Below are 20315 nucleotides of genomic sequence, written 5' to 3'. Positions count from 1 at the left end.
GTACCGTTGGCGGGCGCTTGTGAAGACGCCTTTCAAAACGGCAATTGCCTATGATATAAGCACTTGAAATTACTACCTATTCTCTTGCTTTCCGTTGACGATGAAATTTCCCTGGATTAGTTTGTGAAAGCGACTTGCAACCGGGACTGAGCGATCGGCGGCCGCAGGATCTACAAAGCAGAGGGAATTCCATCATGAAATCAGTCTTCAAGAGCGGCGTCCTTGCGCTCGCCGCCGCAGCGCTTCCGGTAGCCGCCTACGCCCATACCGGTGTCGGCGAAGCGGCCGGTCTTGTCCATGGTTTCAGTCATCCGATTTCCGGCCTTGATCATATCCTTGCTATGGTCATGGTTGGCATACTCGCTTTCCAGCTCGGCGGCCGGGCCGTCTGGGCAGTGCCTGCAACCTTCCTTCTCGTCATGGCTCTCGGTGGCGCGTTTGGCATCGTCGGCATCAACGTACCTTTCGTTGAGACGGGCATCGCGCTTTCCGTCATCGTGCTCGGCGCAGTCGTTGCGCTGAACATCCGCGTCTCGACGGCAGTCGCGATGGGCATCGTCGGTCTGTTTGCGATCTTCCACGGCCATGCGCACGGCGCCGAGATGCCCGAAACTGCAGCGGGGGTTGCCTATGCTGCTGGCTTCATGATCGCGACCGCCTTGCTGCATGTGGCCGGCCTTGGCCTCGGCCTCGTGATCGCCCGTTTCGGCGAGCGTCGGGGCGCCTTCGTGGTGCGTAGCGCTGGCGGCTTTGCTGCCGTAGCGGGCGCCGGCTTCCTGACCGGACTCATCTGAGGCGCGCATCTCTTTAAACATTTACGCTGCGTAAACGCCTGGCGGCCGGATGTCCGCCGGGCGTTTTACGTTTGCGAGATTTGACTTAAGTCAATTCCAGGTGGGCGGCGTTCGTTTACTGAGAAAACGCCATCGAAGCGTCCGTCCAAATTGACGCAGCCCTCGTCAGCACAATTGCGGTGCAAATCGGAAAGTTTGTATAGTGATTTCAGAAATTTCTGAAACTACAGACGCTCGGAAACAAAAATGAACCTTCCGCCTCTCGTTCAGTCCTTCGTCCTGCACTTCGGTGAAATGGGTTCTCGCTGGGGCATCAACCGCACGGTCGGCCAGATTTATGCCCTGCTCTACGTCTCGCCTTCGCCACTTTGCGCAGAGGAGATCGTCGACGCGCTCGGCATATCACGCTCGAACGTTTCGATGAGTCTTCGCGAATTGCAGGCCTGGAAACTGGTGCTGCTGCGCCACAAGCCGGATGACCGGCGCGACTTCTTCACCACACCCGACGATGTCTGGGTGATCCTCAGGACGCTCGCTGAAGAGCGCAAGAAGCGCGAGGTCGATCCTACATTATCGGTGCTACGCGAAATCCTCATGCAGCGGCCCGCCAGCGAGGCCGAACGTCATGCCCAGGAACGCATGAGCGAGATGCATACGCTCATCGAGCAACTGACGCATTGGTACGAAGACGTAAAACAACTTGAAACAGAAAGACTTGCAACGCTACTCTCGTTAGGTGCAAAAGTGACCAAGCTGCTGGAGGCGAAGGACAAGGTCGTTTCGCTTGGCCGCCGCCGTCCCAATCCTGCGAACAAGAGTTAGCGCCATGGTCAGTGCTTTCTTCGACGCGAGAGAACAGCAACAGGTGGAGATGCCTGCTGTCGGGGTAGCGGCTCGCAAGCCGGCGAACACAAACCGTCGCCTGCGCAGTGCCGCAATGCTGCAGGCCCTCGCGGCTGCGCTCTGGATTCCGCAGGCGGGCATACTTGCCCGGTCGGTCGGCCGATTGGCCGATGGCGTCGGTCTCGGTGACATGTTCTGGCCAGCTGTCTTCATCCTGTTACTCGGCATGGTCAAAAGCTGTCTCGATGCGGTTGGTGGCCGCCTTGCCTTTCGCGCAGCACGCAGCGAGCTCAGCGAAAAACGCGCCAACGCCGTCCGCCTGCTTGCCCGCCTTTCGCCTGTTGACGCCGGCCGTCCGGCCTCTGGCGAGGCCGCCAGTGTGCTCGGCGAACAGGCCGAACTGATCGTGCCCTACCTCTCCCGTTTCCGACCGGCGCGGATGAAGGCGAGCTTCGTACCGCTCGTCATCCTGGCCTGCATTTTTCCGATCTCCTGGATTGCCGCACTCGTACTGCTGTTTGCAGCGCCGCTCATTCCGATCTTCATGGCGCTGATTGGTTGGCGCGCGCAGGCCGCGAGTCAAAAGCAGCTTATCGCAACTAGTAGCCTCAACGCTTTCCTGCTCGACCGCCTGCGCGGTCTTGCGACGATCCGCTCTCTGGACGCGGTCGATGCCACGGCCCTGAAACTTCGCTCGGAAGCAGAATCACTGCGCACGCGCACCGTGGCCGTGCTGAAGATCGCCTTCCTGTCCTCGGCCGTACTCGAACTCTTCTCGGCGCTCGGCGTGGCGATGACTGCCGTCTATGTCGGCTTCAGCCTGCTCGGCGAAATCCGGTTTGGCGCCTGGTCCGGCGGTCTCGACCTTTCGCAGGGCCTGTTCGTATTGCTGCTCGCACCTGCCTTCTTCGAGCCGTTGCGTGAGCTCTCGGCCGTCTGGCATGACCGCGCCTCGGGGGAGGCTGCGCTGAAGGCGCTGGATGGAATCGCTGCTGAAAGCATGACGCTTGCCGATCGCGACAAGACAGGGAAACTGGCCGTTGACGCGGCCTTCGCTCTTCGCGTGGAAAATATCAGCTTCCGCTACCGGCCGGACCAATCTCCCATCTTTGAGGGCTTCGATCTCGATCTCGCAGCCGGCGAACATGTCGCGCTGCTTGGCGCGAGCGGTACTGGCAAATCAACGCTGCTGTCGCTGATCGCAGGCCTAGCCCCGTGCAGCGAAGGCCGGATTATAATCGGCGGAGCGTCGGCAGATCGCGGCCACATGGCTTGGATTGGTCAGAGACCGCATATCTTCGCAGGCACCGTTGCCGGCAATATTGCACTCGGACGACCTGGCATCAGCAAGACAGAAATCTCCAAGGCGCTCGATCTCGCCAAGCTTGGCGGTGTCGCCAAGGCCTATGGACATAGCCCCCTCGGTGAAGGCGGCATCGGTCTTTCCGGCGGCGAGGCGCTGCGCCTTACCATCGCACGAGCCGCCTGCGACCCAGATATCCGCATCATCCTCGCCGACGAGCCGACCGCACATCTCGATGCCGAGACGGCGGCCGAGATCACCGAGAGCCTACTTGCTCTTGCGGAGGGCCGCACGCTGATCGTCGCAACGCACGACCCGCTGCTGGCCGCACGCATGCACCGCACCATCCGCCTGGATACGGAGCATCTTCAGGAGGCTGCGGAATGATCACCTTCCTTGGAGATATCAAGCCGGTTTTGCGCCTGTTCCTGCAGACGCGCCGCAGGGAATTGCTGCTCGGCGCCACATTGTCGGTTGCGACTGTCACGGCTGGCATTGCCCTGCTCGGCCTATCAGGTTGGTTCATTACGGCAACCGCGCTTGCAGGTCTCTCCGCAACCACTGCCGCGACCTTCGACGTCTTCGCGCCATCGGCCAGCATCCGTTTCCTTGCCATCCTGCGCACGGCTGCACGCTATGGCGAAAGACTGACAACCCACAACGCGACGCTCGCCGTGCTCGCCGCCCTTCGTGAGCGCCTGTTCCGCGGCTGGGCCTCCGCCGGTGCGGCGCGCGCGCTTCTTAACCGTCCGGCCCGGCTGCTCTTCCGGCTGACCGCCGATATCGATGCGTTGGATTCGCTCTATCTTCGCGTGCTGGTGCCAGCGGCCGTAGCAGTCGGCACAGCACTTGTTGCCAGCGTGACACTCGGCCTGATCAATCCGCTATCCGGCCTGCTATTCGGGTTTTGCCTCTTTCTGACGGGGCTTGGCCTGCCGCTCGCCGCCGGCCGACTGGCACTGAAGCACGCCCGCCGCCGCGCCTACGGCATCGAAACCATCCGGTCGCGAACCATTGATCTCGTTGCCGGGCAGACCGATCTCCTCATGGCAAATCGCCTTGCCGCGCAGCAGCAGGCAATCGCCGCCGCGGACACCTATACCGCAAAGGCCGACGACCGGCTGAACCGGATCGAGACCGGCGTGAGCATTGGCTTCGGGCTCGTCTCGACGGCCCTGCTGGTCGCGGCATTGCTGACATCTGCGACGTTGATGCAGACCGGCACGATCACCGCACCCGTTGCGGCACTCAGTGTGCTCGTCGCCTTTGCCGCAACAGAACCGTTTGCCGCATTGCGCCGCGGCGCGATGGAATTCGGCAGGACCATACTGGCGGCCAAGCGTATCGCGCCACGCCTTTCGGCCGCTCAAGCGGATTTCACGCCCAAGGCTCCGTCTCGTGAGCTCGCCTTCGCGCTGCAAAATGTAACCGTCAGCCATCACGGGGCGGCATCGCCGGCTTTGCGGGAAGTGGCGCTCGAACTTCGTCGCGGCGAGCACATAGCCGTGGTCGGCAGTAGCGGCGCCGGCAAATCGACCCTGCTATCGCTGCTTTCAGGCGAATTGCCACCTAGTGCCGGCATGGCCGCAGCGCTCGACGCAACGCTGCTGACCCAGCGCACCGAGCTTTTCCAGGATACACTGCGCGGCAATCTATTGCTCGCGGCGCCCGATGCTGGTGATGACCGGCTGCGAGACGCGCTCGCCGCTGCCGGCCTGCTTGCCGATGTCGATGCGCTACCCTCAGGCCTCGATACACCGCTCGGCGAAGGCGGGATGGGCCTTTCCGGTGGCCAGTCGCGCCGATTGGCACTCGCGCGGCTCTTCCTGCGCGACACGCCGCTCTGGCTACTCGACGAGCCGACCGAGGGGCTCGACGGCCGCACTGCACGCGATGTGCTGCATCGCCTCGCGCTGAGAGCCGGAGGCCGAGCGCTGGTAATCGCCACGCATATTCGCCGCGAGGCCGCACTCGCAGACTTGATCGCCGTCATCACGGACGGTCGCATCACAGAAGTTTCGCGCCGTGGAGAGGCGGCGTTCGAAAAGGCGCTCGATCGGCTTCGGCCGGATTGAGCAAACGAGGATGCCCCGCACGGCCGGCCGGCCATGCGGAAACTCTTGAGACCGCGTGGGACCGTGGGAGAAAGACAATGGAACTAGACATCGTGGCGCTATCGCGCTTCCAATTCGCGCTGACTGCGCTTTATCACTTCCTGTTCGTGCCTCTGACGCTCGGCCTTTCCGTGCTGCTTGCCATCATGGAAACAACCTATGTCATGACCGGCCGCCAGATATGGCGGCAGATGACGAAATTCTGGGGCACGCTCTTCGGCATCAACTTCGTGCTCGGTGTCGCGACCGGTATCGTCATGGAATTCCAGTTCGGCATGAACTGGAGCTATTACAGCTATTATGTCGGTGATATTTTCGGCGCGCCGCTGGCGATCGAAGGCCTGATGGCCTTCTTCCTCGAAGCGACTTTCGTCGGCCTTTTCTTCTTCGGCTGGGACAAGCTCTCGAAGGTCGGCCATCTGGTCGCCACCTGGGCGGTGGCGCTCGGTTCGAACTTCTCCGCACTCTGGATCCTCGTAGCTAACGGCTGGATGCAGAACCCCGTCGGTTCGGCGCTCAATCCGCAGACGATGCGTATGGAGATAACAAGCTTCTTCGACGTGGTCTTCAACCCCGTCGCGCAGGCGAAGTTCGTGCATACAGTCTCGGCCGGCTATGTCTGCGCCTCGATCTTCGTGCTCGGCGTTTCGGCCTGGTACATCCTCAAGGGCCGGCATATCGAGCTTGCCAAGCGCTCGATGACCGTTGCCGCTTCCTTCGGTCTCGCATCGGCGCTGTCGGTGGTCGTGCTCGGTGACGAAAGCGGCTATCTCGCCACTGAAAACCAAAAGATGAAGCTCGCCGCGATCGAAGCCATGTGGAAGACGGAGCCTGCACCGGCTGCCTTCACCGCCTTCGGCTTCCCGGACCAGGAAGCGCGCGAAACACATTTCGCCATCCATATCCCCTGGGCCATGGGCCTCATCGGCACGCGTTCGCTGACAACGGAAATTCCCGGCATCGACAAGCTGGAACAGCAGGCCGAGAGCCGCATTCGCGACGGCATCAAAGCCTATGACGCGTTGATGCAGATTCGCGCAGCACCCGCCCAGGATCAGGTTGCCCAGGAAGTCCGCACCTCCTTCGAGGATCTCGGCCATGATCTCGGTTATGCGCTGCTCCTGAAGCGCTATGTCGACGACCCGCGTCAGGCGACCGATCAGCAGATCACCCAGGCCGCGCGTGACACCATCCCGCATGTGCCGACGCTCTTCTGGTCGTTCCGTATCATGGTCGGCCTCGGCATGTTTTTCATCGTGCTGACGGCAACCTTCTTCTGGCTGTCGGCCCGTCGGCACCTGGACAAGTATCCGCTGCTTCTGCGCATCGCGGTATTTGCCATCCCGCTGCCGTGGGTGGCAATCGAACTGGGCTGGGTCGTTGCCGAGTTCGGCCGTCAGCCGTGGGTGATCGAAGGCGTGCTGCCGACAGCCGTCGCCGTCTCCAGCCTCGGCGCCAGCACGGTGCTTCTGACGATTGTCGGCTTTGCCGTACTCTACACGACGCTGATCATCATCGAGATGAAGCTAATGCTCAAAGGAATCCGGCAAGGACCGGAACCGGACCACGAGCCGGAAGCGAAACTTGTTTCCGAAACCCTCGTTCCAGCCGCGGAGTGACCCGTCATGATCCTTCACGACCTTATCGATTATGAAACCCTGCGCATCATCTGGTGGGTGCTGCTCGGCGTGCTGCTGATCGCCTTCGCCACGACCGACGGCTTCGACCTTGGCGTCGGCACGCTTCTGCCCTTCGTCGCCAAAAACGATACGGAACGCCGTATCGCCATCAATACGATCGGCGCCACTTGGGAAGGCAACCAGGTCTGGCTCATCCTCGGCGGCGGCGCCATCTTCGCCGCCTGGCCTCCGCTCTATGCGGTCTCCTTCTCGGGCTTTTATCTGGCGATGTTTGCAATCCTCTTCGCGCTCATCCTGCGCCCAGTCGGGTTCAAATACCGCTCGAAGCGGGACAGCGCTCGCTGGCGGAACGGCTGGGATTGGGCGCTCTTCGTTGGCGGTTTCGTACCGTCGCTGATCTTCGGCGTTGCCGTGGGCAATGTGCTGCAGGGCGTACCCTTCCGCTTCGCGGACGACATGCGCATCTTCTACGAAGGCTCGTTCTTCGCTCTTCTCAACCCCTATGCCCTTCTCTGCGGCCTGCTCTCCGTCGCCATGCTCATCATGCACGGAAGCGCATGGCTGGTGCTCAAGGCAACGGGGCCGGTTGCTGATCGCGCGCGTCGCTTCGGCAGCAGCGCAGCGCTTGCGGTCATCGTGCTCTTTGCGCTGGGCGGCCTGTATCTCTGGATGGGTATCAGCGGCTATCGGATCACCAGCGATATCAGCCCAGTCGGCCCATCCAATCCGCTCTTGAAAGCTGTGACGCTCCAAGGCGGAGGATGGCTTACCAACTACGGCACCTATCCCTGGATGATCGTCGCTCCGATTCTCGGCTTCCTGGGTGCTGCGGCCGCCTTCATCGCAATGCAGGCACGGCGCGAGGTTGTGACTCTGCTCTTCAGCAAGCTCTCGATAACAGGCATCATCTCGACGGTGGGTCTATCGATGTTTCCATTCATCCTCCCCTCCTCGCTCGATCCGAAGTCGAGCCTGACGGTCTGGGATGCATCGTCGAGCCACCAGACGCTCTTCATAATGCTGGTGGTCACGGTCATCTTCCTGCCGATCATATTTGCCTACACCGCCTGGGTCTACAAAGTGCTGTGGGGCAAGGTCGACGAGAAGAGCGTTACAGACAAGAACAGCCACGCCTACTGAGGAGACGGAACGATGTGGTACTTTGCATGGATACTCGGCCTGCCGCTGGCCGCCGCCTTCGCCGTCCTCAACGCCATGTGGTATGAGCTGGTGGACGACGAAGCCAGGAAAAAGGCGCCGGGCGAACGCCGATAAATGTCGAGGGGCGCGGCTCGTACTGCGCCCTTTCTCTTTCGTCTCATCGCCGCAGATTTGTCAGCCAAGGCGGTTTTGCGACCGCTCTGCAAGTTCTACGATGATACCGTCGGGATCTCGGACAAAGGCGATCCTATTCAACATCTCGGAATGAACGGCAAAGCGTGGCGGCTCTTTGACTTCAACGCCCACAGCTTCAAGTCGCGCAAAGATTCCCTCGACGTTTTCGAAATGGAAGGTGATGTGCTTGACGCCGGCCGTTCCATCGGGAACATCGACCGCTCTCGCGGCACCGCCGGGCGGCGCAAAGACTTCCAACATGCCGCCGCCGGCATCGAGGAAAGCGACTTGCATGCCATCGGGCATCTGTTTGCGCAGTTGCAGTTTTAGCCCAAGCAGACCGCAATAGAATTCGATCGCTCGGTCCATATTGCTGACCGTCATGCCAATATGTTCGAATGATTTCAGCATTTCATTCTTTACGCGCCGGCGGCAGATGTTCGAGCTTCTTCCGGAAGCCAGGAGCCGTAGAGCGAATGATCGGCTGTGATCGGCATCGGCGTCGGCCGGCCGGTACGCTGCGAGTGATAGGCGGCGGTTACCAGCTCCAGCGAATTGCGCGCATCCTGCAGCGTCACCGGCGGATCCCGCTCCTCGACGATCGCCCGATGAAAGAGCTCGAACTGACGCGTATACCCATCCTCCTTGGCTTCGTAGCCGGCAAGTGCGGCATCGACGCGCGCCTGGTGGTCTTCGGTTCCGGCGATGAACGTCCAGGGGTCGCGGCCCATCGTATAGGGCTCCAGTATGCTTTCGGCGACGAGATTGCTGAAGCAGAAGCGCAGCCTGGAGATCTCCTTCCGGGAACCAAGCGTCATCGAGAGCGTGGCGAGCGAGCCGTTCTTCATCTTCACCGACAGCGAAGCAGTGTCTTCGACTTCGATCGGGTTGACCAGCGTCGCGCCATAGGAAAACACCTCGGCGCAAGGGCCGTGCACATAGTTCAGCATGTCGTGAGCATGGATCGCGTGACCGAGCAGACCGCCGCCGAGCTCCGTCGCCCATTTGCCGCGCCAGGGCACGGCATAATAATCCGGCCCGCGCCACCAATGCGTTTCAATCGTCGTCAGAAATGGCTTGCCGGCAAGGCCGCGCTCAATCAACAGCTTCAGCTTCTGCAGGCCGCTGCCATAGCGATACTGAAAGATCGGCATCAACTTGCGGCCGTTCGAGCGCGCAAGGATCTTTGCCATCTCGTCCACCTCGGCAATCGAACCGAAGAGCGGCTTTTCGCAGATCACATGCTTGCCGCTCTCGATCGCCTTCCTGCAAAGCTCGAAATGCGAGCTCGGCGGCGTGGCGATGTCGATAATATCGAGATCGTCGCGCGCAAAGAGCGATTCCGCATCCTGCGTATATTCGGGGATCTTGTGCTCCTCGCAGAGCCGCTGGCCGCGATCCGCATCGAGAGAGCAGAGAACCGGAACCTCGAAGAGGCCGCTGTTCCAGCCGAAGCCTGTCAGATGCCGTTCGGCAATGCCTGCGCCGAGAACGCCGACGCGCAGTTTCCGTGTCATGATGTTTTCCTCAGCGGGTACCGATGCGGGCAGCCTTCGTCTGTGCTTCGAGCGACAGGCGGCAGACCTCGTAGACGTGGTTCTGCGTCATCGCCGTCTCGCTGCGGTCGCGCACGTCGGCGGCAAAGGCGTCGAAATAGTCGAGCTTCTCGCTGCTGCAGTCGATATGCGTCATCTCCTTGCCGTTGACAAGAAAGAGATGATCCTTGCCCGGGCGGCCGGCAATGTCGATATATTTGCGCAGTTCGATATAGCCCTCAGTGCCGAGGATGGTCAGGCGTCCGTCGCCCCATGTCGGCAGAGCCTCCGGGGTGAACCAGTCGACACGGACATAACCGCTCGCCTTGTCGGAACGCAGCAGCACTTCACCGAAATCCTGGAAATCAGGCTTTTCCGGCATACCGAAATTACCAATGGAGCTTGCGACCACTTCGCCCGTCGTCGAGCCCGTGTAAAACAGGAACTGGTCGACCTGATGCGAGGCGATATCGACGATGATGCCCCCGAAGGCCTCCGGGTCGAAGAACCAGTCAGGCCGCGTCGGCAATTGCAGCCGGTGTGGCCCCATGCCGAGCGTCTGGATGACCTTGCCGATCGCCCCTTCCTTCACCAGCTTGCCCGCCTTGACCGCGGAGCGCACGCAATGGCGCTCGGAAAAGCAGATAGAGAAGATCTTCCCGGTCTCGGCGACCGTACGCTTGATCTCTTCGAGCTGGGCGAAGGTCGTCACACCCGGCTTGTCAGTCATGACATCCTTGCCGGCCTTCATGGCGCGGATGGCAAGGCCTGCGCGATCGCGCGGAATGGCGGCAATGCAGATGACGTCGATCGAGGGGTCTTCGAAGATCTTTTCCCGGTCGATCTGCGGTGCATCCGGATAAGTCTTCTCGAACATTTCGCGAATCGCAGGTACCGTGGTCTGCGGGCAGTAGCCGACGAATTCGGCGCCTGCGGCCAGCAATCCCTTCACATGATCGAACGTGTGCCCATGGTCGATCCCGACGACGGCAAATCTCAGCATCGCAATATCATCCTCCCGGGAAATTCGCAGGTCGGCATTCGCCAACCCTCCTCCATGAGGCAAAACAAGATAACGAAAGAGAGGTCCTGTCAAGGCGAGGCAAGTGGCAAAACAGTTTCGTCATACTGGTAAATATATGAAATATTGAGATTATTTTGTATCTAAATAGTTATAAGTTATGGCAAAATGCCGCTTCGGCATTGTGTTGCTCCGGCTCAGCACAAAGGCCAGCACGAACTGCTTTCCACCTGTCGAGACTTGCTCTTGTCCGATGAATGTGCTCGATTTCTGCAAGCCGTCGGGTAGGAGGACGGCAGCCATCCCTTTCCGCAGGAGCGCTCCCCGCTCCACCGTTGATGGAAGATCACCATGTCCCATTCCCCCCTCGATCCTGCCGCTTCGGGCGGCCTGTTTGTCGGCCGCGTCTGGAATCCGGAAGTCTCCGGTCCGAGCATCGTGACGCTGCGCGACGGCGCCCTCGTCGACATCACCTCTTCGGCAGCCCCCACGCTGAGCGCGCTGTTGGAGCGAGCCGATGCGGCGGAATTCGTTCGAGCAGCGAGCGGCAAGTCGCTCGGCACGCTGGAGGAGATTGCGGCAAACAGCACCGGAAAGCCGGATTCGAACAAAACCTATCTTCTCGCCCCTGCCGATCTGCAGGCGATCAAGGCCTGCGGCGTGACCTTTGCCCAGTCGATGATCGAGCGCGTCATCGAGGAGAAAGCCGCCGGCAATCCGGATCGCGCCGCCTCCATTCGAGAGCGAGTCAGCACGCTGATCGGCGGCAGCCTGACCAACATCAAGGCCGGCTCGCCGGAGGCTGACAAAGTCAAGCAGGCGCTGATCGAGGAAGGCATCTGGTCGCAATATCTCGAAGTCGGCATCGGCCCGGATGCGGAAGTCTTCACCAAGTCTCCGGTTCTCTCCTCCGTCGGCTGGGGTTCCGATGTCGGCCTCCACCCGATCTCGACCTGGAACAATCCGGAACCGGAAATCGTGCTCGCGGTCAACAGCCGGGGCGAGATCAAGGGAGCAACCCTCGGCAATGACGTGAACCTGCGCGACGTTGAGGGTCGCTCGGCGCTGCTGCTCGGTAAGGCTAAGGACAACAACGCCTCCTGCTCCATCGGCCCCTTCATTCGCCTTTTCGATCAGAGTTACAGCCTCGACGACGTGCGCAAGGCCGAGCTCGACCTCAAGGTCACCGGCCAGGACGGCTTCGTCCTGCACGGCAAGAGTTCCATGTCGCAGATCAGCCGCGACCCGACCGATCTCGTCAAACAGACGGTCGGCGCTCACCATCAATATCCCGATGGCTTCATGCTATTTCTCGGCACGCTCTTTGCGCCGACACAGGACCGCGATGCAAAGAATCAGGGCTTTACCCACAAGACTGGCGACGTCGTTGAAATCTCGTCCGCCGGCCTGGGCGCACTGGTCAACACTGTACGGCTGTCGACGGAATGCCCGCCGTGGACTTTCGGCATCTCGGCTTTGATGAGCAATCTCGCAAAGCGCGGGCTGCTCTAAGCTACTGGTTTCGCCTGATCCCCTGCAGGAGGTCGAGAACGGAATTCGCGGCCTCAAGCACATTGGTACCTGGACCGAACACCGCGGCAACGCCGTGTTCGTGCAGGAACTCATAGTCCTGCCGCGGGATGACGCCGCCGCAGACGACGATGATATCGCCACCGCCCTGCTCTTTCAGCCGGTCGATCAACTGCGGCAGCAGCGTCCGGTGACCGGCTGCCAGCGACGAAACGCCGATCACATTAACCTTTTCGGCGAGCGCCATGCCGGCCGCCTCCTCTGGTGTCTGGAACAGCGGGCCGGCAAGCACGTCGAAACCGACATCGCCGAAGGCCGAGGCGATCACCTTGGCGCCGCGGTCGTGCCCGTCCTGACCGAGCTTGGCGACCATGATCTTCGGCTTGCGGCCCATGGCCTCTGTTACTTCAGCCATGCGGGCTTTAAGGACGTCCAGCTCCGGCTCGTCACGATAGGCCGTGCCGTAGACACCGCGGATGACTTTGGGTGTGGCGAAATGATCGCCGAAGACCGCGCGCATCGCATCGGAAATCTCACCGACGGTCGCTCGCGCACGCGCCGCTTCGACAGCGGCTGCGAGCAGATTGCCGTTGCCGCTGAGGGCAACGTCCGAAAGCGTGGCTAACGCCTCCTTCACTTTCATGCCGTCACGACGACGCTTGGTTTCCTCGATCCGGCGGATCTGCGCAGCACGCACCGCGCTGTTGTCGATCTCGAGAATGTCGATCGGCTGTTCGGTCTCCAGCCGGTATTTGTTGACGCCGACGATGACCTCGTCGCCCTTGTCGACCGCGGCCTGGCGACGGGCGGCGGCCTCCTCGATCAGCCGTTTCGGCAGGCCCTCATTGACGGCTTTGGTCATGCCGCCGAGCGCCTCAACCTCTTCGATCAGCGTCCAGGCCTTGTCGGCAAGTTCCTTCGTTAGGCTCTCCACGTAATAGGAACCCGCGAGCGGATCGACCACCTTGGTGACGCCGGTCTCGTGCTGCAGGATGAGCTGCGTATTGCGGGCAATACGGGCAGAAAATTCCGTCGGCAGGGCAATCGCCTCGTCGAAGGAATTGGTGTGCAGCGATTGCGTGCCGCCGAGCACGGCCGACATCGCCTCGAAAGCCGTGCGGATGATGTTGTTGTACGGATCCTGCTCCTGCAGCGACACACCCGATGTCTGGCAATGAGTTCGCAGCATCAATGAAGACGCTTTCTTTGGCTCGAACTCCTCCATGATGCGTGTCCAGAGCAGGCGGGCAGCGCGGAGCTTGGCCGCCTCCATGAAGAAATTCATGCCGATCGCAAAGAAGAAGGAGAGCCGGCCGGCGAAATCATCGACGTTCAGCCCCTTGTTGATTGCCGCACGCACATATTCGCGCCCGTCGGCAAGCGTGAAGGCAAGCTCCTGCACCAGCGTCGCGCCCGCCTCCTGCATGTGATAGCCGGAGATCGAGATCGAGTTGAATTTCGGCATCTCCTTCGCCGTATATTCGATGATATCGGCAACGATGCGCATCGAGGGTTCAGGCGGGTAGATATAGGTGTTGCGGACCATGAACTCCTTGAGGATATCGTTCTGGATGGTCCCGGAAAGCTCCGCCTTCGAAACGCCCTGCTCCTCGCCAGCGACAATGAAATTTGCCAGAATCGGGATGACGGCACCGTTCATGGTCATGGAGACGGACATGTCCTGCAACGGAATGCCGTCGAACAGAATCTTCATGTCCTCGACGCTGTCTATAGCCACCCCCGCCTTGCCGACATCGCCAACGACGCGTGGATGATCGCTGTCATAGCCGCGATGGGTAGCGAGATCGAAGGCAACGGAGAGGCCCTTCTGACCGGCGGCGAGATTGCGGCGGTAGAAGGCGTTGGATTCCTCGGCGGTCGAGAAGCCCGCATATTGGCGGATCGTCCAGGGCCGGCCGGCATACATGGTGGCGCGTGGACCGCGGGTGAAGGGCGCGAATCCCGGCAGGCTGTCCACGTCAGTGCTGTCGAGATCGGCGGCTGTGTAGAGCGGTTTGACGTCTATGCCTTCGGGCGTATGCCAGGTCAGCGTCTCCGGTGCCGCGCGCAGCTCCTTTTCCGCCAACGCCTCCCAGTCCGACAGCGTCTTCTTCGTCATATCATCCTCCGCATCGTCTGCGCGCCACGCTACCACCATGCGGTCGCGCGGCGCGATACAGCCTTAGGATAATTTGATCGGCAAGGCGATAATAGACGTTTAGCGATGCGCGGCCCAGGGCACGAGGACCCGTTCGATCAGCCGCGCCAGTATCTCCAGCAGGAAGGCGATGGCAGCGATGACGATGATCCCACCGATGACGATATCGGTCACCAGGAACTGCGCCGCGGACTGGATCATGAAACCAAGGCCCTGGCTTGCCGCCACCAGCTCGGCAGCGACCAGCGTCGACCAACCGGCGCCGAGCGCGATGCGCGTGCCTGTCAAAATCGACGGAATGGCGCCTGGAAGAATGACATGCAGCAGCACCTGCAGCCGGCTCGCGCCAAACGAGCGGGCCGCATTGACGAAATCAGCCGGAGCGGATTTGACCCCTGATGCCGTCGATAGGATGATCGGCGGCAGCATGGCGAGCGAGATCACCGTAACCTTCGACGCCTCGCCGATGCCGACCCAGATGATGATTAGCGGCAGATAGGCAAGCGGTGGCAGAGGGCGCAGGAATTCGACGATCGGATCGAGGATGCCCTTGCCGATGCGGCTGGTGGCGATGGCAAGACCAGCGGGCACGCCGATGAGGAGCGAGACGGCGAGCGCTGCGAAGATGCGCAGCAGACTTGCCAACGTATGCTCGGCGAGCGTGGAATCGACGAAGCCGCTGACCGCGACATTGGCAAGCGATTTCGCCACGACAACCGGCGACGGCAGGAATACCGGTGAGACGGCGCCATAGGCGGAAGCAAGGCTCCAGCCGGCGATGATAACGGCAATGGTTGCGAGCGAGATCGGCAGCGTACCGCTGCGTTTTGGCCGCGCCTCTACCGGGTGATCCGAGACGGGGGTCGTCAGTGTTTCCGCCTCGACGCTCATGCGGCAATCTCCTCTTCATCCGCATGGATCAGCGCGGTCAGCTCGTCATTCAAGTCCTTGAATGACGTCAGCGCCTTGATGTCTTTTATGTTTTTGCCTTCGAGCACTGCCTTGCCGAACTCCGTCTTGATATCGGCAACGATGCGACCCGGATTGGGCGCAAGCACAATGATTCGCGTGGCAAGCAGCAAAGCCTCGTCGATGCTGTGGGTGATCAATAAGGCGCCGGTCTTGCTCTCGGCCCAGACGTCGAGCAGGAATTTCTGCATGCGGCTACGCGTCAGAGCATCGAGCGCGCCGAGCGGCTCATCGAGCAGCAGGAAGCGTGGCCCGGACGCAAGCGCGCGGGCAATGCCGACGCGCTGACGCATGCCACCGGAGAGTTCCCAGATATTCTTCTTGCCCGCGCCATCGAGGCCGACCTTCACCAGCAGGTCTTCCGCGCGGCGCTGCCTCTCGCCTTTCGGGATCCCCTGAAGCTTCAGTGGAAAGGCGACGTTGCCTGCGGCCGTCAGCCATGGATAGAGCGCGTCGTCCTGAAACACGACAGCCCGGTCTATATCAGGCCCGTCGATCTCTTTGCCGTCGACGAGCACGCGTCCCTCGCTTGGCTCAGTGAAACCTGCGGCAATGTTGAGAAGGCTCGTCTTGCCCGAACCCGAACGGCCGATAACCACCACGAACTCGTCCGAAGCGATATGCAGGTTGACGCCATCCAGCACACGTCTCTTCCGGCGACTGCCTGCCTCAGCATAATCGAGCGAGAGGGACTGTAGTGAAAGTATGCTCATGCACACCACCTGTTTAAGCAAAACCGGCGCGGCGAAGCCGCGCCGGGACCCTTGGGAGGATCAGAGACCTGCCTTGGCTGCTTCCTTGACCCAGCGATCGGAAACATAGGGGCTATAGTCCTTCAGAACGCTGGGGATCTTGCCCTGCTCCAGCAGGAAGGCCGAGGTTTCTGCAACGGCCTTCGTCGTGCCGCCACCGAGGAGGTCGGCCCCGGCCTGTTCCTTGAGACTCGGGAAAGTGTAGCCCTTGAGAAGAGCCGGAACTTCACCGGTCTTGGCGCCGGTCAGTTTGGCGATCTTTTCGGCTTCTGGCGAAGTGGCGTTCCAGCCGTCAGGATTGGCGAGATAGGACGCGTAAGCCGCACCTGTGACCTTCACGAAGCCGGTGACGACTTCCGGATGGGCGTCGGCAAACTTCTTGCTGACAATCCAGGCGTCGAAGGTCGGACCACCCCACTTGGCGACATCGGCGGAGGTGGCCAGCACACTGCCGCTTTTCTTCAGCTGCGCCAGCACCGGATCCCAGACATAGGCGCCGTCAATGTCACCACGTTCCCAGGCTGCGGCGATTTCCGGCGGACGCAGGTTGAGGACCTGCACCGACTTTGGATCGACGTTCCAATGCTTCAGCGCCGTCAACAGGCTGTAATGCGCGGTCGAGACGAAGGGTGTGGCGATTTTCTTGCCCTTCAGATCCTCCGGTTTGGCGATGTTCTTGACGGCGAGCGCCTCAGCATCGCTGATCAGGCCAACGACATAGATGGTTTCGATTGGTAGTTCGCGGCTGGCGGCGGCGGCAAGCGGCGACGAGCCGACATAGCCGATATCGATGGAGCCAGAGGCGATCGCCGTGATGACATCGGCGCCGCTATCGAACTTCCGCCAGTTAATCTTGGCGCCGGTCTCCTTCTCATAGGTGCCATCGGCCTGCGGCACGCGCGACGGCTCGACGATCGGCTGGTAACCGATATTGAGCGTAACGTCGGCAGCGTGAGCCGCATAGGTGGCAAAGGTGAGAACAGCGGCAGCAGCCGTCCCCAAAAGGTTGCGTCGGTTGATTTTCATATCCCTCTCCCGCAATGTTCAAGATCATTCCGCCTCGGGAATGTCGATAGATCATTCTAAAATTCATAGATTTTATAGAGATAGAAAATTTCCGGAATCGGCGATAAGGGATAATTTGCTTCTAATTTGGAGGGAAGAAGCGGTGATTTCCCGATCCGCTCGGCAACTCCTGCCACGTGGCCGACTAAATCTCAGGACAGTATTCGATGAAGAAAGTGCAGATCTACGCCTTCGACATGAACTGCGTCGGGCACATAAATCATGGCATGTGGACGCATCCACGCGATCGTTCGGTCAATTACACTGACCTCGATTACTGGGCGAATTTCGCGCGCACGGCCGAACGCGGCAAGCTGGACGGCATATTTTTGGCCGATATTGTCGGCGTCTACGATGTCTACAAGGACAGCCCGGTCCCGGTCATCGAGACGGGCGCGCAGATCCCGGTCAATGATCCGCTGATGCCGATTTCGGCAATGGCTTACGTGACGAAACATCTGGGTTTCGGCGTCACCGTCAATACCACCTATGAGCCGCCCTTCCTGCTGGCGCGGCGCATGTCGACGCTCGACCATCTGACCAAGGGGCGCATCGGTTGGAACATCGTGACAGGCTATCTCGACAGCGCTGCCCGCAGTATGGGTTTCGAGAAGCTGCCGGAGCATGATGCGCGTTACGCCGCCGCCGAAGAATATCTCGAAATCCTCTATAAGCTCTGGGAAGGCAGTTGGGACGATGGTGCGGTGTTACGTGACCGTGAGCGCGGCATCTTCGCCGATGCCTCAAAGGTGCGCGCGGTTAGCCACAAAGGCCAGTATTACAAGATGGAGGGCATTCATCTCGCCGAACCGTCGCCGCAGCGCACACCGCTGCTCTTCCAGGCTGGCGCCTCCGCCCGCGGACAGGATTTCGCCGCCCGCCATGCCGAATGCGTCTTCATTGCCGGGCCGACACCACAATCGGCGCGTCCGATCGTCGATGCGCTTCGCACCAAGACGCTGGCAAACGGCCGCGGCGCGGATGCGACCAGGATCCTGAGCCTGATCACGGTCGTCGTCGGCAGGACCGAAAACGAGGCACAGGAGAAGCTTGAGGACTATCGCCGGCATGCAAGCGTCGAGGCGTCGCTCGCCCATTATTCCGCCTCTGTCGGCATTGATTTTTCGAAATACGGGCTGGACGACGTGATCGACCAGGGTTCGACCAATGCCAATCAGTCGGCACTGGCTGCGATCACCAAGCAGGCAGCAAAACCGGTCACCAAGCGGCAGATCATCGATCAGATGGTACTCGGCAGCCGCATGAAGCCGATTGTCGGCTCGCCGGAGCAGGTCGCCGACACTCTGCAGCGCTGGATCGAGGAAGGCGGCATCGACGGCTTCAATCTTGCGCGCACCATAGCACCTGAGAGCCTCAACGATTTCGTCGATCTCGTCGTGCCCGTGCTGCAGGAGCGCGGCCTGTTCAAGGCCGACTATGCGGAAGGGCCGCTGCGCCAGAAGCTGTTCGGCGGGAACGGCCGGCTACCGGCCGGCCATCCCGCTGCGCAATTCAGATCTCAGCAATGATCCAGGCGGGCGACGAACCGGTCGCCCAACCACTGGATGCCGCAGACCAGAACGATCAGCACGACCACGACGGCAATCATCACATTGGTTTCGAAACGCTGATAGCCATAGCGGATGGCAAGATCCCCGAGACCGCCGGCACCGATGGCGCCGGCCATGGCTGAGGCGCCGATCAGCGTCACCAACGTGACGGTAAAGCCGGCGACGATGCCGGGCAGCGCTTCGGGCACGAGAACCTCGCGAATGATCGTCAAACGGTTGCCGCCCATGGCGCGCACGGCGTCGATCAACCCGCGATCCACCTCGCGCAGTGAAACTTCGGCGATGCGGGCATAATAGGGCGTAGCAGCAATGGCGAGCGGAACAATGGCCGCCCAGGTGCCGATCGCCGTGCCGACGATCAGGCGCGTCAGCGGGATCAGTGCCACCAACAGGATAATGAAAGGCACGGAACGGAAGCCGTTGATGACGGCGCCGAGGATGCGGTTGATCCAGAGGTTTTCGGCAATGCCGCCGCGGTTCGTCAGCACCAGCGCCAGACCGAGCGGCAATCCTGCTACCAGCGAAATCAGGCCGGATGCTGCCGTCATCAGCACCGTCTCCCAGAGAGAGCGCAGCAACAGATTAATCATGATCGGTGTCATAACCAAGCACCTCCACCCGGGCGGACCGGGCCTTCAGAAATTGTTCGACCTTTTCGGCAAGCGCGGGATTACGCGCAGGAACGGCAATGAAGAACCGCGCCACCGGCTGGTTCTGGATGTGATCGATACCGCCGTGCACGAGGCGGAAGGAATGCGGCAGCGCTGCCGAGAGATCCGCAAAAAGCGCGCCTTGCGCTTCCGGACCGGAAAGATCGACGCTGAGGATTGCTTCCGTGCCACCCTTCTGCGACAGGCGCGCGGCAATATGCGCGGGCAACTGCGGGCGGATGCCGCCGAGCAGGCTTTTTGTGATCGCCGCCTGCGGATCGCCGAAGATCGACCAGACCTGGCCCTCCTCCACGATGCGACCGGCATCTATGACCGCAACGCGATCGGCAATGCTGCGCACTACTTCCATCTCGTGGGTGATCAGCAGGATAGTAAGCCCGAGCTTACGGTTGATATCCTTCAACAGGGCAAGGATCGACCGCGTCGTCTCCGGATCGAGAGCCGAGGTCGCTTCGTCGGACAGCAACAGGGCTGGCCGGGCGGCCAGTGCGCGGGCAATGCCGACGCGCTGCTTCTGGCCACCTGAGAGCGACGACGGATAAGCCCTGGCCTTATCGGAAAGGCCGACCAGTTCCAGAAGCTCCTGCGCCCGTTTCAGCCGCTCGGCCTTGGCGACACCCTCGATCTTCAGCGGCAGCGCGACATTCTCCTCGACCGTCTTGGCCGAGAGCAGGTTGAAATGCTGAAAGATCATGCCGATGCGGCGGCGCAGCGGCTGCAGTTCCTGCTCGGCAAGGCCTGCAATATTGCGGCCCTCGATGACGATCTCACCACTGTCGGCCCTTTCGAGACCGTTGAGGCAGCGGATCAGAGTCGATTTGCCGGCGCCGCTGCGGCCGATGATGCCGAGGATTTCGCCTTTCTTCACGCTGAGCGAAACACCGTCGAGTGCTGCCGTCACGCCGAACTTGCGCCTGACATCCTTCAGGCGCACCACTTCTTCGGCCTCGCCCGGCCGCGTCTCGATGCCTGAAGCGGAGACAATTGAATTCATGCTCGTTCCTTTACAAACGC

At 61.0% G+C, this 20315-nt stretch carries 18 protein-coding genes; 9 read left to right on the top strand and 9 right to left on the bottom strand.

The features are described 5' to 3' along the window. Positions 1 to 194 precede the first annotated feature (194 nt). The 7 genes from JNB85_RS09935 to cydX all read left to right on the top strand — a co-directional run bounded on the left by JNB85_RS09935 (position 195) and on the right by cydX (position 7969). A complete protein-coding gene (locus tag JNB85_RS09935) occupies positions 195 to 794 on the top strand; it encodes a HupE/UreJ family protein (protein ID WP_220334155.1) in 600 nt (199 codons plus the stop codon). A 246-nt stretch (positions 795 to 1040) separates the two neighbouring features. Continuing rightward, a complete protein-coding gene (locus JNB85_RS09930) occupies positions 1041 to 1616 on the top strand; it encodes a GbsR/MarR family transcriptional regulator (RefSeq protein WP_220334154.1) in 576 nt (191 codons plus the stop codon). A gap of 4 nt (positions 1617 to 1620) precedes the next feature. Next, a complete protein-coding gene (cydD, locus tag JNB85_RS09925) occupies positions 1621 to 3327 on the top strand; it encodes a thiol reductant ABC exporter subunit CydD (protein ID WP_220334153.1) in 1707 nt (568 codons plus the stop codon). Further along, the gene (locus tag JNB85_RS09920) at positions 3324 to 5015 is read left to right on the top strand and encodes an amino acid ABC transporter ATP-binding/permease protein (protein WP_220334152.1); all 1692 of its coding nucleotides are present in this window, start codon (positions 3324 to 3326) and stop codon (positions 5013 to 5015) included. The genes cydD and JNB85_RS09920 overlap by 4 nt, the downstream gene beginning before the upstream one ends. Positions 5016 to 5092: 77 nt before the next feature. Beyond that, a complete protein-coding gene (locus JNB85_RS09915; protein WP_220334151.1) occupies positions 5093 to 6673 on the top strand; it encodes a cytochrome ubiquinol oxidase subunit I in 1581 nt (526 codons plus the stop codon). Between the two features lie 6 nt (positions 6674 to 6679). Next, a complete protein-coding gene (gene cydB, locus JNB85_RS09910; RefSeq protein ID WP_220334150.1) occupies positions 6680 to 7834 on the top strand; it encodes a cytochrome d ubiquinol oxidase subunit II in 1155 nt (384 codons plus the stop codon). A gap of 12 nt (positions 7835 to 7846) precedes the next feature. Continuing rightward, on the top strand, positions 7847 to 7969 hold the full coding sequence (gene cydX, locus JNB85_RS09905) for a cytochrome bd-I oxidase subunit CydX (protein WP_220334149.1): 123 nt from the start codon (positions 7847 to 7849) through the stop codon (positions 7967 to 7969). 60 nt (positions 7970 to 8029) lie between these two features. Here cydX and JNB85_RS09900 read toward each other — a convergent pair whose 3' ends face one another. From JNB85_RS09900 to JNB85_RS09890, 3 genes are read right to left on the bottom strand one after another with little or no spacing between them, the layout of a single operon-like run. Then, positions 8030 to 8440: a VOC family protein gene (locus tag JNB85_RS09900; RefSeq protein WP_220334148.1), complete on the bottom strand. Its 411-nt coding sequence runs from the start codon at positions 8438 to 8440 to the stop codon at positions 8030 to 8032. Between the two features lie 8 nt (positions 8441 to 8448). Further along, positions 8449 to 9546, bottom strand: a complete 1098-nt coding sequence (locus tag JNB85_RS09895) for a Gfo/Idh/MocA family protein (protein WP_220334147.1) — start codon at positions 9544 to 9546, stop codon at positions 8449 to 8451. A gap of 10 nt (positions 9547 to 9556) precedes the next feature. After that, positions 9557 to 10567, bottom strand: coding sequence for a Gfo/Idh/MocA family protein (locus JNB85_RS09890; RefSeq protein WP_220334146.1), 1011 nt, complete (start codon positions 10565 to 10567; stop codon positions 9557 to 9559). 369 nt (positions 10568 to 10936) lie between these two features. Between JNB85_RS09890 and JNB85_RS09885 the strand changes: the two genes are divergently transcribed. Next, entirely contained in the window at positions 10937 to 12097 is a 1161-nt protein-coding gene (locus JNB85_RS09885) for a fumarylacetoacetate hydrolase family protein (RefSeq protein ID WP_220334145.1), read from the top strand. Between the two features lies 1 nt (position 12098). Here JNB85_RS09885 and scpA read toward each other — a convergent pair whose 3' ends face one another. The 4 genes from scpA to tauA form a co-directional block, all read right to left on the bottom strand. Further along, entirely contained in the window at positions 12099 to 14234 is a 2136-nt protein-coding gene (gene scpA, locus JNB85_RS09880) for a methylmalonyl-CoA mutase (RefSeq protein ID WP_220334144.1), read from the bottom strand. A 99-nt stretch (positions 14235 to 14333) separates the two neighbouring features. Then, positions 14334 to 15164 carry an ABC transporter permease subunit gene (locus JNB85_RS09875; protein WP_220334143.1) on the bottom strand — a complete coding sequence of 277 codons (831 nt, stop codon included), beginning with the start codon at positions 15162 to 15164 and terminating at the stop codon, positions 14334 to 14336. After that, the gene (locus JNB85_RS09870) at positions 15161 to 15955 is read right to left on the bottom strand and encodes a taurine ABC transporter ATP-binding protein (RefSeq protein WP_220334142.1); all 795 of its coding nucleotides are present in this window, start codon (positions 15953 to 15955) and stop codon (positions 15161 to 15163) included. The genes JNB85_RS09875 and JNB85_RS09870 overlap by 4 nt, the downstream gene beginning before the upstream one ends. A gap of 60 nt (positions 15956 to 16015) precedes the next feature. Then, on the bottom strand, positions 16016 to 17020 hold the full coding sequence (gene tauA, locus JNB85_RS09865) for a taurine ABC transporter substrate-binding protein (protein ID WP_220334141.1): 1005 nt from the start codon (positions 17018 to 17020) through the stop codon (positions 16016 to 16018). A 206-nt stretch (positions 17021 to 17226) separates the two neighbouring features. Between tauA and JNB85_RS09860 the strand changes: the two genes are divergently transcribed. Next, positions 17227 to 18588 carry an LLM class flavin-dependent oxidoreductase gene (locus JNB85_RS09860; protein ID WP_220334140.1) on the top strand — a complete coding sequence of 454 codons (1362 nt, stop codon included), beginning with the start codon at positions 17227 to 17229 and terminating at the stop codon, positions 18586 to 18588. Here JNB85_RS09860 and JNB85_RS09855 read toward each other — a convergent pair. Together JNB85_RS09855 and JNB85_RS09850 are read right to left on the bottom strand one after the other, a co-directional pair. Further along, positions 18579 to 19232, bottom strand: coding sequence for a methionine ABC transporter permease (locus tag JNB85_RS09855; RefSeq protein ID WP_220334139.1), 654 nt, complete (start codon positions 19230 to 19232; stop codon positions 18579 to 18581). The two genes, JNB85_RS09860 and JNB85_RS09855, sit on opposite strands and share 10 nt — an antisense overlap. Further along, a complete protein-coding gene (locus JNB85_RS09850) occupies positions 19213 to 20295 on the bottom strand; it encodes a methionine ABC transporter ATP-binding protein (RefSeq protein WP_220334138.1) in 1083 nt (360 codons plus the stop codon). Before JNB85_RS09850 ends, JNB85_RS09855 begins: the two co-directional genes overlap by 20 nt. Positions 20296 to 20315: the final 20 nt, after the last annotated feature.

This window comes from Rhizobium mesosinicum, from assembly GCF_019511345.1.
Classification (GTDB): Bacteria; Pseudomonadota; Alphaproteobacteria; order Rhizobiales; family Rhizobiaceae; genus Rhizobium; species Rhizobium mesosinicum.
The sequence above is the reverse complement of the archived record's forward strand: the minus strand, read 5'-3'. Positions and strand labels throughout refer to the sequence as shown.

Coding starts and splice junctions, on each gene's coding strand:
- cydB (WP_220334150.1), top strand. CDS start 6,680: ATGATCCTTCACGACCTTATCGATTATGAAACCCTGCGCATCATCTGG.
- JNB85_RS09895 (WP_220334147.1), bottom strand. CDS start 9,546: ATGACACGGAAACTGCGCGTCGGCGTTCTCGGCGCAGGCATTGCCGAA.
- scpA (WP_220334144.1), bottom strand. CDS start 14,234: ATGACGAAGAAGACGCTGTCGGACTGGGAGGCGTTGGCGGAAAAGGAG.
- JNB85_RS09855 (WP_220334139.1), bottom strand. CDS start 19,232: ATGACACCGATCATGATTAATCTGTTGCTGCGCTCTCTCTGGGAGACG.
- JNB85_RS09900 (WP_220334148.1), bottom strand. CDS start 8,440: ATGCTGAAATCATTCGAACATATTGGCATGACGGTCAGCAATATGGAC.
- JNB85_RS09915 (WP_220334151.1), top strand. CDS start 5,093: ATGGAACTAGACATCGTGGCGCTATCGCGCTTCCAATTCGCGCTGACT.
- JNB85_RS09875 (WP_220334143.1), bottom strand. CDS start 15,164: ATGAGCGTCGAGGCGGAAACACTGACGACCCCCGTCTCGGATCACCCG.
- JNB85_RS09890 (WP_220334146.1), bottom strand. CDS start 10,567: ATGCTGAGATTTGCCGTCGTCGGGATCGACCATGGGCACACGTTCGAT.
- tauA (WP_220334141.1), bottom strand. CDS start 17,020: ATGAAAATCAACCGACGCAACCTTTTGGGGACGGCTGCTGCCGCTGTT.
- JNB85_RS09870 (WP_220334142.1), bottom strand. CDS start 15,955: ATGAGCATACTTTCACTACAGTCCCTCTCGCTCGATTATGCTGAGGCA.
- cydD (WP_220334153.1), top strand. CDS start 1,621: ATGGTCAGTGCTTTCTTCGACGCGAGAGAACAGCAACAGGTGGAGATG.
- JNB85_RS09860 (WP_220334140.1), top strand. CDS start 17,227: ATGAAGAAAGTGCAGATCTACGCCTTCGACATGAACTGCGTCGGGCAC.
- JNB85_RS09935 (WP_220334155.1), top strand. CDS start 195: ATGAAATCAGTCTTCAAGAGCGGCGTCCTTGCGCTCGCCGCCGCAGCG.
- JNB85_RS09930 (WP_220334154.1), top strand. CDS start 1,041: ATGAACCTTCCGCCTCTCGTTCAGTCCTTCGTCCTGCACTTCGGTGAA.
- JNB85_RS09920 (WP_220334152.1), top strand. CDS start 3,324: ATGATCACCTTCCTTGGAGATATCAAGCCGGTTTTGCGCCTGTTCCTG.
- JNB85_RS09850 (WP_220334138.1), bottom strand. CDS start 20,295: ATGAATTCAATTGTCTCCGCTTCAGGCATCGAGACGCGGCCGGGCGAG.
- cydX (WP_220334149.1), top strand. CDS start 7,847: ATGTGGTACTTTGCATGGATACTCGGCCTGCCGCTGGCCGCCGCCTTC.
- JNB85_RS09885 (WP_220334145.1), top strand. CDS start 10,937: ATGTCCCATTCCCCCCTCGATCCTGCCGCTTCGGGCGGCCTGTTTGTC.